At 64.7% G+C, this 14,182-nt stretch carries 12 protein-coding genes; 7 read left to right on the top strand and 5 right to left on the bottom strand.

Annotated elements, in window-relative coordinates; all coding sequences use genetic code 11:
• Positions 1-10: 10 nt before the first annotated feature.
• Complete coding sequence (locus tag SLG_RS11995; protein ID WP_014076739.1) at positions 11-259, top strand: AbrB/MazE/SpoVT family DNA-binding domain-containing protein; 249 nt, start codon at positions 11-13, stop codon at positions 257-259.
• The gene (gene mazF / locus SLG_RS11990) at positions 259-591 is read left to right on the top strand and encodes an endoribonuclease MazF (protein ID WP_014076738.1); all 333 of its coding nucleotides are present in this window, start codon (positions 259-261) and stop codon (positions 589-591) included. Before SLG_RS11995 ends, mazF begins: the two co-directional genes overlap by 1 nt.
• 224 nt (positions 592-815) lie before the next feature.
• Here mazF and SLG_RS11985 read toward each other — a convergent pair whose 3' ends face one another.
• The gene (locus tag SLG_RS11985) at positions 816-1,496 is read right to left on the bottom strand and encodes a DUF6975 family protein (RefSeq protein WP_041391976.1); all 681 of its coding nucleotides are present in this window, start codon (positions 1,494-1,496) and stop codon (positions 816-818) included.
• 352 nt (positions 1,497-1,848) lie between these two features.
• Here SLG_RS11985 and SLG_RS11980 point away from each other — a divergent pair, with 352 nt between their 5' ends.
• Positions 1,849-3,141: a glycosyltransferase family 4 protein gene (locus SLG_RS11980; RefSeq protein ID WP_014076736.1), complete on the top strand. Its 1,293-nt coding sequence runs from the start codon at positions 1,849-1,851 to the stop codon at positions 3,139-3,141.
• Positions 3,142-3,233: 92 nt separating this feature from the next.
• On the opposite strand, the gene rpoD is transcribed toward SLG_RS11980, so the two are convergent.
• The 4 genes from rpoD to SLG_RS11960 all read right to left on the bottom strand — a co-directional run bounded on the left by rpoD (position 3,234) and on the right by SLG_RS11960 (position 8,464).
• Complete coding sequence (rpoD, locus tag SLG_RS11975; RefSeq protein ID WP_014076735.1) at positions 3,234-5,270, bottom strand: RNA polymerase sigma factor RpoD; 2,037 nt, start codon at positions 5,268-5,270, stop codon at positions 3,234-3,236.
• 46 nt (positions 5,271-5,316) lie between these two features.
• Positions 5,317-7,182: a DNA primase gene (gene dnaG, locus SLG_RS11970; RefSeq protein WP_014076734.1), complete on the bottom strand. Its 1,866-nt coding sequence runs from the start codon at positions 7,180-7,182 to the stop codon at positions 5,317-5,319.
• A gap of 148 nt (positions 7,183-7,330) precedes the next feature.
• Positions 7,331-7,861, bottom strand: a complete 531-nt coding sequence (locus tag SLG_RS11965) for a PEPxxWA-CTERM sorting domain-containing protein (RefSeq protein ID WP_014076733.1) — start codon at positions 7,859-7,861, stop codon at positions 7,331-7,333.
• A gap of 147 nt (positions 7,862-8,008) precedes the next feature.
• Positions 8,009-8,464 carry a GatB/YqeY domain-containing protein gene (locus SLG_RS11960; protein ID WP_014076732.1) on the bottom strand — a complete coding sequence of 152 codons (456 nt, stop codon included), beginning with the start codon at positions 8,462-8,464 and terminating at the stop codon, positions 8,009-8,011.
• Between the two features lie 162 nt (positions 8,465-8,626).
• Here SLG_RS11960 and carA point away from each other — a divergent pair, with 162 nt between their 5' ends.
• The 4 genes from carA to greA all read left to right on the top strand — a co-directional run bounded on the left by carA (position 8,627) and on the right by greA (position 14,182).
• Positions 8,627-9,799, top strand: coding sequence for a glutamine-hydrolyzing carbamoyl-phosphate synthase small subunit (carA, locus tag SLG_RS11955; RefSeq protein WP_014076731.1), 1,173 nt, complete (start codon positions 8,627-8,629; stop codon positions 9,797-9,799).
• Between the two features lie 29 nt (positions 9,800-9,828).
• Entirely contained in the window at positions 9,829-10,254 is a 426-nt protein-coding gene (locus SLG_RS11950) for a hypothetical protein (protein ID WP_148276577.1), read from the top strand.
• Positions 10,254-13,592 carry a carbamoyl-phosphate synthase large subunit gene (gene carB / locus SLG_RS11945; RefSeq protein ID WP_014076730.1) on the top strand — a complete coding sequence of 1,113 codons (3,339 nt, stop codon included), beginning with the start codon at positions 10,254-10,256 and terminating at the stop codon, positions 13,590-13,592. The genes SLG_RS11950 and carB overlap by 1 nt, the downstream gene beginning before the upstream one ends.
• Positions 13,593-13,705: 113 nt before the next feature.
• Positions 13,706-14,182 (top strand): transcription elongation factor GreA, encoded by a 477-nt coding sequence (greA, locus tag SLG_RS11940; RefSeq protein ID WP_014076729.1) that lies wholly within the window; start codon positions 13,706-13,708, stop codon positions 14,180-14,182.

Raw genomic sequence — 14,182 nt, 5'->3', positions numbered from 1 at the left:
ATCAAGGGCAATGACAATGCGTGTTCATGTCAAGAAATGGGGCAATAGCGCCTCGGTGAGAATCCCGGCCTCGATCATGGCATCGGCATCTCTGCGCATCGATCAGGAGGTGGATGTCCGCGAGGAAGAGGGACGCATCATCATCGAGCCGGTTTCCACGCCTTCCTATGACCTGGACTCGCTGCTCAGTGGCATGACGCCTGACACCTTCCCGGAAGAAGTCGACTTTGGTCCGCCGGCAGGCAAGGAAGTCTGGTAGTGGGGGCTTATGTTCCGGAGCTCGGCGATATTGTCTGGCTTCATTTCGACCCTCAGGCGGGCCATGAGCAAGCGGGCCATCGCCCGGCCGTTGTGCTGTCGCCGGCTTCGTACAATCGTGCGCGCGGGATGATGATCTGCTGTCCGATGACGTCGAGGATAAAAGGATATCCGTTCGAAGTCGTCGTGAGCGAGACTCCGCCAAGCGCGGTGCTGGCCGATCAGATCAAGAGTCTCGACTGGCGGGCTCGTCTCGCTTCCAGGAAAGGCGCGGTGCCACAGGGTGTGCTGGTTGAGGTTCAGGCGAAAATTCGTGCTTTGCTGAACCTGTAACGACAAGTCCTTCGCGCGCATCCGAACAGCAGGAACTCATAAACCCATGCCGCCGGTCCGCGCTCGGGCTGGGCGACCTCCAACCGTGCGCGGATGCGCGCGAAGCGCGTAGCGCCCGCCCGCATCGAATCGAATCGAAGTCCTGCGCGGCACGCGCTCCCACCCGGCACGCGCCGCCGGATGCGGCGCGCCGGTGCCTCACCTAAAGGGTCGTCGGCGGTTTGTCAGTCCTGCATCTTGCGCACGGCGGCGCGGGCCTGGAGCAGGTCCCACATGCCGCGATGCTGGCCGACAAGCTGTGTCGCGCCGAACTGCACCGCCCGGGCGATGCGATCCGGGTCGGGAAGATCGTTCAGTAGCGCCAGCGTTTCCGCGCGGCTGGGCACCGTGCAGATCGACGGCTCGATACCGAGGCGAACCGCACCGGCATCGAGGATGGCGCGAATGGGGTGCCATTCCAGTGTCAGCGTCACGGCTGTTCCGAGGGCGCATCCCCGCCGGTCGGATTGTGCGAGCATCTCGATCGCGTGCCGCTGCTGCGCGACGACGGTGCTCGTCTCGCTATGACCGGCGGTGCTTGGCAGCGGTCCGACCGCCACGCTCAGCCGGTTGAGGAACTGCCGCTCGGTCACGAACGCGTCGATCGACTTGATGAGCCACCCGCGCGCCGAGACTTCCACCGTCCGGGCGGCTGCATGATCGACCAGGCCCGGCACATGGCCATGGAGCAGCGTGACGAGATGGACGAAGTCGGCGAAGTCGACGAGGTCGCGGACGAACGCATGGCGCTCTCCAGCCACCGCGGGCGCGCAATAGCCGTGAGCCGCGGAGCCGTCCTGGTCGACTATGGCTGCGATCACGGCAGCGAGGCTGGAATTGGTCGACTGGCGGGGCTGCTCGTTCATGACAAACCTCATCGCGTCGTCCGTTACCGGATCGACGTCGTCCCCACACCGGAAGTAGAGCGGAGGACGTTAACAAGCTATTGATATTGTGCTCTGCGCCCAGCCAAATTCTACCATGGACCGGCCGGAATTGGCACAGTTAATGGTGCGGAAATTTGGTTCCACGGCTCATCCGGCCTGTGGCACGGGCTGACGTTTTGAGCGGGCAAGACGGGACCTGTACCGCGCTTGGACAAAGGGCCAGCTACGGCGCGAGAGGCGATCTCAGTCGTGATTTGCGCCCTCCCATCCCGTGCCATAGAGAGAGCGAGTCGGCCTGTTGAGGGCCCGGGCCGCACGGAGTTCCCCGCTGATGACGTCACGCTATCGAGTCCTGCTGATCGCCGAGGCGGCCAATCCGGAATGGGTCAGCGTGCCGCTGGTCGGCTGGTCGCTGGCAAATGCGATCCGCTCGGTCGCGGACGCCCATATCGTGACGCAGGTTCGCAACAAAGCCGCCTTCGAGCGTGCCGGCCTCGTCGAAGGCCGGGATTTCACCGCTATTGATACCGAAGCGCTCATGAAGCCGCTCTGGACAATCATCGGCAAGTTGCGCGGCGGGGCCGGCAAGGGGTGGACGACGGTGACGGCGCTTCAGTCCCTATTCTATCCGCTGTTCGAGAGCATGGTGTGGCGTCGCTTCGGCAAGCAGATCAGGGTCGGCGAATTCGATGTGGTTCACCGAATCACGCCGCTCAGCCCCACGGCGCCGAGCCTGCTTGCCGGCCGCTGTGCCCGCGCCGGCGTCCCGTTCGTCGTCGGTCCGCTGAACGGCGGCATTCCCTGGCCGCGTGCGTTCACCAGGGAGCGCCATCAGGAAAAGGAATGGCTGTCTTATGTCCGCAATGCCTACAAGGCGATGCCCGGCATAAAGCGGACGTGGCGGCAGTCGGCCGCGATCATCGCAGGCTCGCGGCACACCGCTTCGGAGTTGCCAGAGGGCGCGCGCGGAAAGTGCATCTATATCCCCGAAAACGCGATCGATCCTGCGCGCTTCGCCGACCATGGCCAGCCCGACCGCTACGCGCGGCTCGATCTCTGCTTCATCGGCCGGCTGGTGCCCTACAAGGGGCCGGACGTCGCGATCGAGGCGGCGCAGGACCTGCTGCGGGCGGGCGCCGCTCGGCTCACGATCATCGGCGACGGCCCCATGATGGCCGACCTCAAGGCGCTGGCCGCCCGGCTCGGCGTGGCCGATGCCGTCACCTTCGCGGGCTGGGTGGAACATCGCAAAGTGCCGGAGATCGCGCGGGACAAGTCCGTTTTCCTGTTCCCCAGCGTGCGCGAATTCGGTGGCGGCGCGGTGATCGAGGCGATGGCGCTGGGGCTCGTGCCGATCATCGCCGATTATGGCGGCCCTGCAGAGATCGTAACGGGCGAGACGGGCTTCAGGCTGCCTATAGACTCACGGGAGCTCATGCGGGATCGTGCGGCGCAGGTGCTGGCGGAGATGGCGGCCGGGCAGCATGATCTCGCCGCGATGGCCGCACGGGGCAGGGCGAGGATCGATGCGCTCTACAGTTGGGGACGCAAGGCCGCGCAGGTCGTCGAGGTCTACGACTGGCTTACCGGCAAGCGACCCGACCGGCCGGACTTCGGCTTCTGACGAGAGGCGTCGCCGCGCATCGGGCGCGCGGTGGTGGATAGCCGAAGTGCGATGGAAAGGGCCGGCCTTTCAGGACCGGCCCATAATCCCGTTCATTGATCCAGGAAGCTGCGCATCTTGCGGCTGCGGCTCGGGTGCTTGAGCTTGCGCAGCGCCTTCGCCTCGATCTGGCGGATGCGCTCGCGGGTCACGCTGAACTGCTGGCCCACTTCCTCGAGCGTGTGATCGGTGTTCATGCCGATGCCGAAGCGCATGCGCAGCACGCGCTCCTCGCGCGGCGTGAGCGAGGCCAGAACCCGCGTAACCGTCTCCTTGAGATTGGCCTGAATGGCCGCATCCACGGGGATGATCGCGTTCTTGTCCTCGATGAAGTCGCCCAGGTGCGAATCCTCCTCGTCGCCGATTGGCGTTTCGAGGGAGATCGGCTCCTTGGCGATCTTCATCACCTTGCGCACCTTCTCCAGCGGCATGGAGAGCCGCTCGGCCATTTCCTCGGGCGTAGGCTCGCGGCCCTGCTCGTGGAGGAACTGGCGGCTGGTGCGCACCAGTTTGTTGATGGTCTCGATCATGTGGACCGGGATGCGGATCGTGCGGGCCTGATCCGCGATGGAGCGCGTGATCGCCTGCCGGATCCACCAGGTCGCATAGGTCGAGAACTTGTAGCCGCGGCGATACTCGAACTTGTCCACTGCCTTCATCAGGCCGATATTGCCTTCCTGGATGAGGTCGAGGAACTGCAGGCCGCGGTTCGTGTATTTCTTCGCGATGGAGATGACGAGGCGCAGATTCGCTTCCACCATCTCCTTCTTGGCGATGCGTGCCTCGCGCTCGCCTTTCTGCACCATGTTCACGATGCGGCGGAACTCGGGCAGCGAGGTGCCGCTTGCCTGCGCGATCTCGGCCACCTCGGAACGGATGCGCTCCACGGCACCTGCTTCCGCGCTCGCGAAGGCGCTCCATTTCTTGTCGATCTTGCCGACTTTCTCCAGCCAGGCCTCGTCCAGCTCATGGCCGACATACTGGTCCAGGAAGTCCTTGCGGGGCACTTTGTGGCGCTCCGCGAGGCGCAGCATCTGGCCGCCCAGCGTGGTGAGCCGGCGATTGAAGGCATAGAGCTGATCGACGAGATATTCGATCTTCTGCTGGTGGAACTGGACGCTTTCCACTTCCGCGGTCAGGTCCTCGCGCAGCTTGTGGTAGCTTGCTTCGTCCTTGGCGGGGAATTCCACGCCATTGCCCAGCGCGATCAGCCGTGCCTGCTGGATCTTGCCGAACGCGCTGTAGAGCTGGGTGATGTTGGCGAATTTCTCGAGCGCGGCGGGCTTGAGCAGCTCTTCCATCGCGGCGAGGGAGAGCGTGTTGTCCTCCTCGTCCTCTTCCTCGGCGCGCGGCGTACGGCGCTCGACCATGGACTCCTCGTCGTCGTCGGCGGATTCCTCCTCGACGTCCTCTTCCTCTTTGAAGGAGGGGCCGGCGGTCTTCTCGCTGATCTCGCCGTCATCGTCGCCTTCGCCGTCCTCGGAGAGCGATTCTGGCGCCGGGTCCTTGGAGAGCATGGCGTCGAGATCGAGAATCTCGCGCAGCTGCATCTCGCCATTGTTGAGGGCGTTGGACCATTCGATGATCGCGTTGAACGTGGTCGGGCTCTCGCACAGGCCCAGGATCATCGTGTCGCGACCGGCCTCGATGCGCTTGGCGATGGCGATTTCGCCCTCGCGGCTGAGCAGTTCGACTGCGCCCATCTCGCGCAGGTACATGCGCACGGGGTCGTCCGTGCGGTCGACGGTTTCCTTCTTCTTCTCGCCGACATTGCCCGAGCCATCCTCGTCCTCGGCTGCGCCGTCGATCGTGTCAGCCTCGGGCTCGGCGCCATCCTCGGAGTCATCGCCCTGTTCGTCGTTCTCGACGATATTGACGCCCATGTCGTTGAGGGCGGACATCACGTCCTCGATCTGCTCGGAAGACATCTGGTCCTGCGGCAGGGCGTTGTTCAGCTCGTCATAAGTGATGTAGCCGCGCTTCTTGGCGCGGGCGATCAGCTTCTTGATCGAGGCCTCGTTGAGGTCGAGCAGCGGTGCATCGCCGCTCTCTTCGGTGCCTGCTTCATTCTGGTTGATCTTGCTCGCCATGCGTCGCCTTGCTCCAAGCCGGTCGCATCACGCACCAGCCATAAGTTCATTCTTCGGGGGGTTGGGCCAGTTCGGCCACGCGCGCGGCCAAATCCGCCTTGAGCTTGCGCAGGGACTGCTGACGGGCAAAGCCCGCTTCGTCCAGATGATCCGCCATCGCCCTTGTGACCGCCGCCAGCTCAGCGTCGATTCGCGGCATCGCCACAATCACCGCGATAGCCTCCGCCAGGTCACGCTGTGCGCGCTGCCTGTCCGTTTCGGCCCGGGTGAAGGTGAACTGCAGCGCATCGGCGCGGAGCAACCCCTTCGCCATATTATACACTTCACTGTCGCCCAATATGGTAAGCAGTCGCTCTGTTTCAACAGTTTCTTGGATGTCGCTCGCTTCAATCAGCCTGTCGAGCAATCGCGCGAGTCGTTCGTCGGTAAGAGTGAGGCTCGCCAGCGCCTCGCGATGGATGACAATTTCCTCGGGAAAGCGCAGCAGGCCGGCAATCACCGCGCGCAGCAGCATGGCGTCGCTGCCGCTCGCGCCAATGGCCCGCGCTTCGTCCGTCGGCGGCGGGGGAGGGGGCGTCCACCGCCCGCCACGCTGGTCGCGCGCCGGCCTGCGGACGGGCTGTCCGTTGAAGGAGGGATTCTGACGCGGCGCGAAGAACAGGGCGTCGTAGCGCTCCTTGAACATCCGGCTGTAAAGCGCGCGGATGTCCCCGTCCGAAATGGTGCGGCACAGCTCGGCGAGGCGCTGCTTGAAGCCGGCGCGCGCTTCCGGCGTGTCGAGCGGCAGCGCCTCATGCTCGTGGCGCCAGATGAGCTCCACGAGCGGGATAGCGCCGGACAGCACGTCTTCCAGGGCCCGGGTGCCCGCGCTCCGGATGAGGTCGTCCGGGTCCTGTCCGGCCGGCAGGGTGGCGAAAGCGAGGCTGTGGCCGGGTCGCAGCAGCGGCAGCGCGCGATGGGCCGCGCGCAGGGCCGCGCGCTGGCCCGCGGCATCGCCGTCGAAGCAGAGCAGCGGGGTCTCGACCATCGTCCAGAGCTTCTCGATCTGGGGCTCGGTCAGCGCGGTCCCGAGCGGCGCGACGGTCTCGGAGATGCCGGCCTGCGCCATCATGATGACGTCCATATAGCCCTCGACCACGATCACGCGGCCGGCCTTGCGCGCGGCCGGTGCGGCCTTGTCGAGATTGTAGAGGGTGCGTCCCTTGTCGAACAGCGGCGTCTCGGGCGAGTTCAGATATTTGGGCTCGCCCGGTCCCAGGATGCGGCCACCGAACGCGATGACCCGGCCGCGCTGATCGCGAATCGGGATCATCAGCCGGCCGCGGAAACGGTCGTAGCTGTCGCGGTTGCCGTCTTCCGGCTGGATCAGCATGCCGCTTTCGACCAGCATGTCCTCGGGAAACTCGTGCAGGGCCGCCTTGAGCCTGCCCCGGCTATCCGGCGCGTAGCCCAGGCCAAAGCTGCGGCGAGTCGCGTCCGAGATGCCGCGCCGGGCGAGATAGGCCGTTGCCTGCGTTCCCTCTTGGCCGGCGAGCTGCGCCTCGAACCAGCCTTGCGCCGCCGCCGTCACGTCGTGCAGCGATCGCGCCTTCTCGGCCCGTTTCGCCGCGCGCGGGTCCGGTGCCGGCACCTCCATCCCCGCTGCCGCCGCCAGTTCCTTCACCGCATCGAGGAAGGGCAGGCCGCGCTGGTCCGTCATCCAGCGGATGGCGTCGCCATGCGCACCGCAGCCGAAGCAGTGGTAGAAGCCCTTCTCGTCGTTGATCGTGAAGCTGGGCGTCTTCTCGTTGTGGAAGGGGCAGCAGGCCTTGTATTCCCGCCCGGCCTTCTGGACCTTGATGGTCTTGCCGATCAGGGTCGAAAGCGTTGTGCGCGCGCGCAGCTCGTCCAGCCATTGAGGCGAGAGGCTCATGACGAATGCGCCCGCCGGGGGCCTTGCCCTGGCTGGAAAACATGGAGTCTACGGGGAAACGGCGCCAGGCGAACCATTGAGCCGCCACCCTAGCACCGCTGGAGGGCGGGCGGAAGGGCGCGTGCCCCTGCCGCCCGTCTTCAGTCGTTCAGCCCTGCTGGAAAGCCACGGCGAGCTTGCGCGGTTTCTGGCGCATTGCTGCGCCGGCCATGGCGAAGCCGGCGATCAGCATGGCCCATGTGGCGGGTTCGGGAATGGCCGGCGTCGTGCCCGCTTCCGCGATGACGAGCGTGTAGCTCCCCGGGCCGAACAGGTCCGCCAGGGCATAGGTGCCGGTCAGGAAGGTCGGCGCACCGGTCGATCCCGAGAAGAGCTGGCTGCCCGTGGCGTCGAGCAGATAGGCGTCTCCGTAGAAGTCGATGATCGAGAAGCCGCCCGCCTCGTCGCCGGTCCAGAACTGGAGGTCGACGATACCGAGCGCCGCGTCCGGAAAGCCGGAGACGTCCCAGATCGTGAACGAGCTTTCGTCGAAGAGGTCCGGCACCGGGCTCGAATCGAGCTGGAAGCTTGCCGAATAATCGCCGGTCAGCGTGAAGTTGAGCAGCGCAGCCTGTGCCGGCGCCGCGAAAAAAAGAGCCGCTGCTGCAGCGGCAAGCACGCCCACATGTTTCATCATCATCCCCTGTCCAGTCCCACGATGAACGCGCCGGCCCCCGCAAGAGCGCGGCGCGGGAACAAGGAAACATGGTTAAGGAATGATTGCACCTGTTAATTGTGCATCCGCGAAACCGCGAGGCTATATGTCCCGGCATGAGCCAAGTGGCGTTTAACTCGCCAGCGCGGCTTTCACCATCGCGCTGGCCTTGCTCATGTCGAGCACGGTGCCGTGCCGATCCTTCAGCACCGCCATGACCTTGCCCATGTCCTTCACAGACGAGGCGCCGACCTCGGTCTTGATCGCCTCGATCGCGGCGCGAGTCTCGTCCTCGCTCATCTGCCGGGGCAGGAAGCTCTCGATGACGTCCAGCTCCGCCTGCTCCTGCGCAGCGAGTTCAGCGCGGCCGCCCTGTTCGTACATGGCGATCGATTCGCGCCGCTGCTTCACCATCTTCTGGAGGACGTCGACCACGATGACGTCGTCATCCGGCACCTGCGTGGCGGTGCGCAGCTCGATGTCGCGATCCTTCAGCTTCGCGAGGATGAGGCGCACGGCCGCGAGGCGGGCCTTGTCGCCGCCCTTCATTGCCTGGATCTGCGCAGCCTTGATGCCGTCGCGAATCATTTTCGCGTCCTCCGTTCCGCCTTGTGGGAAAGGATGACATATAAGGCGGCACGATGAATTTTAATAGGATTGACCATGCAGGTCCGAAATCCTAGTGACCCGGCCGTTTAGCCAGCGCTCCGGGCGCCGGCCTGCAAGCGACAGCATAAGGAACCCAGTGCCATGGCGAACGCCAGATACCCGACCGTGCCCAAAGGAGCGACGGGGGTATTGGTTCTTGCCGATGGCACGGTCATTTTCGGCCGCGGCTTCGGCGCGAGCGGGGAAGCGGTGGGCGAGCTCTGCTTCCACACCGCCATGACCGGCTATCAGGAGATCATGACCGATCCGAGCTTCGCCGGTCAGATCATCACCTTCACGTTCCCGCACATCGGCAATGTCGGCACCAATCCCGAGGATGTGGAGGCCGATACGCCCTGGGCGCTCGGCTGCGTGGTGCGCGAGGACGTGACGGCGCCGTCGAGCTTCCGCAATGTCGAGCCCTTCAACCAGTGGCTGAAGGCGCATGGCCGCATCGGTCTCGCGGGTGTCGACACGCGCGCGCTCACCCGGCGCATCCGCATGGCCGGCGCGCCCAATGCGGTGATCGCGCATGATCCCGAGGGCAAGTTCGATCTCAAGGCCCTGCATGAGAAGGCGAAGGCCTGGCCTGGCCTCGAGGGCATGGACCTGGCCGTCGAAGTCACTGGCGAGCAGCGCGACTGGACCGGCGGGCCCTGGCGCCTTGGCTTCGGCTATGAGGCGACGGAAACGGGCGAGCGATCAGTCGAAGACAGGCCTCATGTTGTCGCCATCGATTATGGCGCCAAGGACAATATCTTCCGCAATCTGGTGAAGGCCGGCGCCAAGGTCTCCGTCCTGCCCGCGACGGCGACCTATGAGCAGATCACGGCGCTCAGGCCCGCCGGCGTCTTCCTGTCGAACGGCCCCGGCGACCCCGCCGCGACCGGCGAATATGCGGTGCCCGTCATCAGGCGGCTGATCGACGAGGACATGCCGATCTTCGGCATCTGCCTCGGCCACCAGCTCCTCGGCCTCGCGGCGGGCGCGCACACCAGCAAGATGCACCAGGGCCATCGCGGCGCCAATCATCCGGTCAAGCGGCTGGAGGACGGGGTGGTGGAGATCACCTCCATGAACCACGGCTTCGCCATCGATGCCGACAGCCTGCCGGCCAATGTCGTGCAGACGCATGTGAGCCTGTTCGATGGCTCCAATTGCGGCATCGCCTTCACGAACAAGCCGGTCTTCGGCGTGCAGTACCACCCCGAGGCATCGCCCGGGCCGCAGGACAGCTTCTATCTGTTCAAGCGGTTCGTGGAGGGGCTGAGGTAATGGATATTTACGTCTTCGCTTCTTCAACAATGACCAACATCTGGGCTGGCGTGGGTTCTGAGACGTGGGCGGTTGGTCCAATGGAAGTAGGCTCACCACAGGAAAAAGGGCGTATCACTAAGGCACGGAAGATGCCCATAGGTGCGTTGGGTATTCTATACAGTAGCGAAGACAAGGCGTTGACCGTCCCTTTTGTGGTGTATTCCCGTCCCGATGAAGTGGAGAGCGTTACACATATTTGGCCGGAGAGATGGGTTTTACCCTTTAGGATAAAACCGCTCGGCAACCCCCATCAGAGAATGGCCATCGAAGATGCGAAAGCCAGCCTGCCTTCTTTTCAACATAGCTCTCAGCCATTCAACAATGTCTTTAGAGTGAGAGCGGACTTTGCCTTTCAGACGTCGCAGATTCTCCCAGAAGACTGGGCAGTTCTAATCGAAAAGCTTGCAAACTAATGCCCAAAAGAACAGACATCTCCTCCATCCTCATTGTCGGCGCGGGCCCGATCATCATCGGTCAGGCGTGCGAGTTCGATTATTCGGGCACGCAGGCCTGCAAGGCGCTGAAGGAAGAGGGCTACCGGATCATTCTGGTGAACTCGAACCCGGCCACGATCATGACCGATCCGGAGATGGCGGACGCGACCTATGTCGAGCCGGTGACGCCGGAGATCGTCGCCAAGATCATCGAGAAGGAGCGCCCCGACGCGATCCTGCCGACCATGGGCGGCCAGACCGCGCTCAACACCGCGCTCGCGCTGTTCAACGACGGCACGCTGGAGAAATACGGCGTAAAGATGATCGGCGCGGATGCCGAGGCGATCGACAAGGCGGAAGACCGGCTCAAGTTCCGCGACGCGATGGACAAGATCGGCCTCGAAAGCGCCCGTTCGCGCATCGCGCACACGATGGACGAGGCGATGGCGGCGCTGGAGTTCATCGGCCTGCCGGCGATCATCCGGCCCAGCTTCACCATGGGCGGCACCGGCGGCGGCGTCGCCTATAACCGGGAAGAGTTCGTCCGCATCGTCACCTCCGGTCTCGATGCCTCGCCGACCACCGAAGTGCTGATCGAGGAATCGCTGCTCGGCTGGAAGGAATATGAGATGGAAGTCGTCCGCGACCGCGCGGACAATTGCATCATCATCTGCTCCATCGAGAATGTCGATCCGATGGGCGTCCACACGGGCGATTCCATCACGGTCGCGCCGGCGCTGACGCTGACCGACAAGGAATATCAGATCATGCGCAACGCCAGCATCGCGGTGCTGCGCGAGATCGGCGTGGAGACGGGCGGGTCCAACGTCCAGTTCGCGGTCAATCCGAAGGACGGCCGCCTGATCGTCATCGAGATGAACCCGCGCGTCAGCCGCTCCTCGGCGCTGGCGTCCAAGGCGACGGGCTTTCCCATTGCCAAGGTCGCGGCCAAGCTGGCCGTCGGCTACACGCTGGACGAGATCCAGAACGACATCACGGGCGTCACGCCCGCGAGCTTCGAGCCCACCATCGACTATGTCGTGACCAAGATTCCGCGCTTCGCCTTCGAGAAGTTCAAGGGCGCCGAGCCGCTGCTGGGCACCGCGATGAAGTCGGTGGGCGAAGTGATGGCGATCGGTCGGAACATCCACGAGTCCATGCAGAAGGCGCTGCGGGGCCTCGAAACCGGGCTCTCCGGCTTCAATCAGGTCGATCATCTGGTCGGCGCGAGCAAGGACGAGATCGTCGCCGCGCTTGGCCAGCCCACGCCGGACCGGCTGCTCATTGCCGCGCAGGCGCTGCGCGAGGGGCTGAGCGTCGAGGAGATCAACGCGGTCGCCCGGTTCGATCCCTGGTTCCTCGACCGGCTTGCCGAGATCGTCGCGGCCGAACGACAGGTGATGGAGAACGGCCTGCCGCGCGACGCCCAGGGCATGCGCGCGCTCAAGGCCATGGGCTTTTCGGACAAGCGGCTTGCGTGGCTGGCCCTGCAGTCCGCCAATGTCCCCGGCGGCATGGAGAATGCCATTCGCCGCGGCTCGGGGCTGGTGCGCGAGGCTGTCGTCGCCATGACGGGTGGCGTGACGGAGAAGGAAGTGCGCGCGCTGCGCCACAAGCTGGGCGTGCGCCCGGTGTTCAAGCGCATCGATACCTGCGCGGCCGAGTTCGAGGCGCGCACGCCTTACATGTACTCCACTTACGAGGCGCCCACCTTCGGCGAGCCCGAGGACGAGAGCCAGCCGAGCGACCGGCGCAAGGTGGTGATCCTGGGCGGCGGCCCCAATCGCATCGGGCAGGGCATCGAGTTCGATTATTGTTGCTGCCACGCCTGCTTCGCGCTGGAGGATGCCGGCTACGAGACCATCATGATCAATTGCAATCCGGAGACGGTGAGCACGGATTATGATACGTCGGACCGGCTCTATTTCGAGCCGCTGACCGCCGAGGATGTGCTGGAGATCCTGCATGTCGAGCAGTCGCGCGGCACGCTGGCCGGCGTCATCGTGCAGTTCGGCGGGCAGACGCCGCTCAAGCTGGCGCAGGCGCTGGAGGATGCGGGCATCCCCATCCTCGGCACGTCGCCGGATGCCATCGACCTGGCCGAGGACCGCGAGCGTTTCGCCGCGCTGATCGAGAGACTGGGCCTGCTCCAGCCCGCCAACGGCATCGCGCGCAGCAAGGAGGAAGCGATCGCGGTCGCTGGCCGCATCGGCTACCCCGTGCTCATGCGTCCCTCCTATGTGCTGGGCGGCCGGGCGATGGAGATCGTCGACGGGCAGGCGCAGCTCGAGGAATATATCGCCACCGCCGTGCAGGTCTCCGGCGATTCGCCGGTGCTCATCGACCAGTATCTGCGCGACGCGGTCGAGGTGGACGTGGATGCGCTGTGCGATGGCCGGGACGTGGTCGTCGCGGGCGTGCTCCAGCATATCGAGGAGGCCGGCGTGCATTCCGGTGACAGCGCCTGCTCGCTGCCGCCCTACAGCCTGCCCGAAGCCATCATCGGCGAGATCGAGCGGCAGACGGACGTGCTTGCCCGGGCGCTGCATGTGCGCGGCCTCATGAACATCCAGTTCGCGGTGAAGGACGGCAACGTCTATCTCATCGAGGTCAATCCGCGCGCTTCGCGCACCGTGCCCTTCGTCGCCAAGGCGATCGGCACGCCCATTGCCAAGATCGCCGCGCGCGTCATGGCGGGCGAGATGCTGGCGGACCTGCCGACGATCGACCGTAACGCGATCAGCCATATCGCGGTCAAGGAAGCGGTGTTCCCGTTCAATCGCTTCCCGGGCGTCGATCCGGTCCTTTCCCCGGAAATGAAGTCCACCGGCGAGGTCATGGGCATCGACGTCGATTTCGCGACCGCTTTCGCCAAGGCGCAGATCGGCGCGGGCACTGTCCTTCCCAAGGAAGGCACGGTCTTCGTGTCCGTGAAGGACAGCGACAAGACGGTCATCCTGCCAGCCGCTCGCAAGATCGCCGGCATGGGCTTCCGCATCGTCGCGACCGGCGGCACGGCGAAGTTCCTGTCGGAAGCCGGGCTGGAGATCGAGACGGTCAACAAGGTGGCGCAGGGGCGGCCCCATATCGTGGACCGGATCACCGACGGCGCGATCGACCTGATCTTCAATACGACGGAAGGGTGGCAGTCGCTCATCGACAGCAAGGCGATCCGCACGAGTGCGCTGCGCCTCAAGGTTCCGAGCTTCACCACGGCGGCGGCGAGCCTTGCCGCGGTGGACGCCATCGAGGCCTTGCGTGCGCGTCCCCTTGAAGTGCGGTCGCTCCAATCCTATTATCAGGCGTCGCAGGACTGATCTTCCGACAGACATGAAATCAGCATGCGAGCTGGCCGGAGCCGCCGGTCGGCAAGGGAATGCGCGCTTCCGGACAGCCGTTTGAAGCCAAGTGAAGAGATTGGGGAGTGTAGATGGCCACCGTTGAGAAGTTGCCGATGCTGGCTGTTGGCTATGAAAAGCTGACCGATCATCTGCGTGCCCTCAAGGCGGAGCGTCCCAAGATCGTGGACGCGATCGAAGAGGCGCGTGCGCACGGCGATCTTTCCGAGAATGCCGAATATCATGCCGCCAAGGAGCGGCAGGGCCAGGTCGAGGCGACGATCGCCGATCTGGAGGACAAGCTTTCGCGCGCGCAGGTCATCGATCCCAAGTCGCTGTCAGGCGACAAGATCATCTTCGGCGCGACCGTCACTCTGCTGGACGAGGACGAGCAGCCGGTGCGCTACCAGATCGTGGGTCAGGCGGAAGCCGACGCGAAGATGGGCATGATCAGCTACAACTCGCCTCTGGGCCGTGCGCTGATCGGGCGTCAGGTCGGCGAGGAAGTCGAAGTGACAGTGCCGTCCGGCGACAAGTTCTACCTCGTCGAGAAGATCGAGTTCATTTGA

It is taken from the genome of Sphingobium sp. SYK-6 (assembly GCF_000283515.1).
GTDB classification, from domain to species: Bacteria; Pseudomonadota; Alphaproteobacteria; order Sphingomonadales; family Sphingomonadaceae; genus Sphingobium; species Sphingobium lignivorans.
Note: the sequence above shows the minus strand (reverse complement) of the source record. Positions and strands in the feature narration are given on the sequence as shown.

Bases quoted from the DNA above. Each gene is read 5' to 3' on its own strand.
- SLG_RS11995 (WP_014076739.1), top strand. From the start codon at position 11: ATGACAATGCGTGTTCATGTCAAGAAATGGGGCAATAGCGCCTCGGTG.
- SLG_RS11985 (WP_041391976.1), bottom strand. From the start codon at position 1,496: ATGAACGAGCAGCCCCGCCAGTCGACCAATTCCAGCCTCGCTGCCGTG.
- SLG_RS11980 (WP_014076736.1), top strand. From the start codon at position 1,849: ATGACGTCACGCTATCGAGTCCTGCTGATCGCCGAGGCGGCCAATCCG.
- rpoD (WP_014076735.1), bottom strand. From the start codon at position 5,270: ATGGCGAGCAAGATCAACCAGAATGAAGCAGGCACCGAAGAGAGCGGC.
- dnaG (WP_014076734.1), bottom strand. From the start codon at position 7,182: ATGAGCCTCTCGCCTCAATGGCTGGACGAGCTGCGCGCGCGCACAACG.
- SLG_RS11965 (WP_014076733.1), bottom strand. From the start codon at position 7,861: ATGATGATGAAACATGTGGGCGTGCTTGCCGCTGCAGCAGCGGCTCTT.
- SLG_RS11960 (WP_014076732.1), bottom strand. From the start codon at position 8,464: ATGATTCGCGACGGCATCAAGGCTGCGCAGATCCAGGCAATGAAGGGC.
- carA (WP_014076731.1), top strand. From the start codon at position 8,627: ATGGCGAACGCCAGATACCCGACCGTGCCCAAAGGAGCGACGGGGGTA.
- SLG_RS11950 (WP_148276577.1), top strand. From the start codon at position 9,829: ATGACCAACATCTGGGCTGGCGTGGGTTCTGAGACGTGGGCGGTTGGT.
- carB (WP_014076730.1), top strand. From the start codon at position 10,254: ATGCCCAAAAGAACAGACATCTCCTCCATCCTCATTGTCGGCGCGGGC.
- greA (WP_014076729.1), top strand. From the start codon at position 13,706: ATGGCCACCGTTGAGAAGTTGCCGATGCTGGCTGTTGGCTATGAAAAG.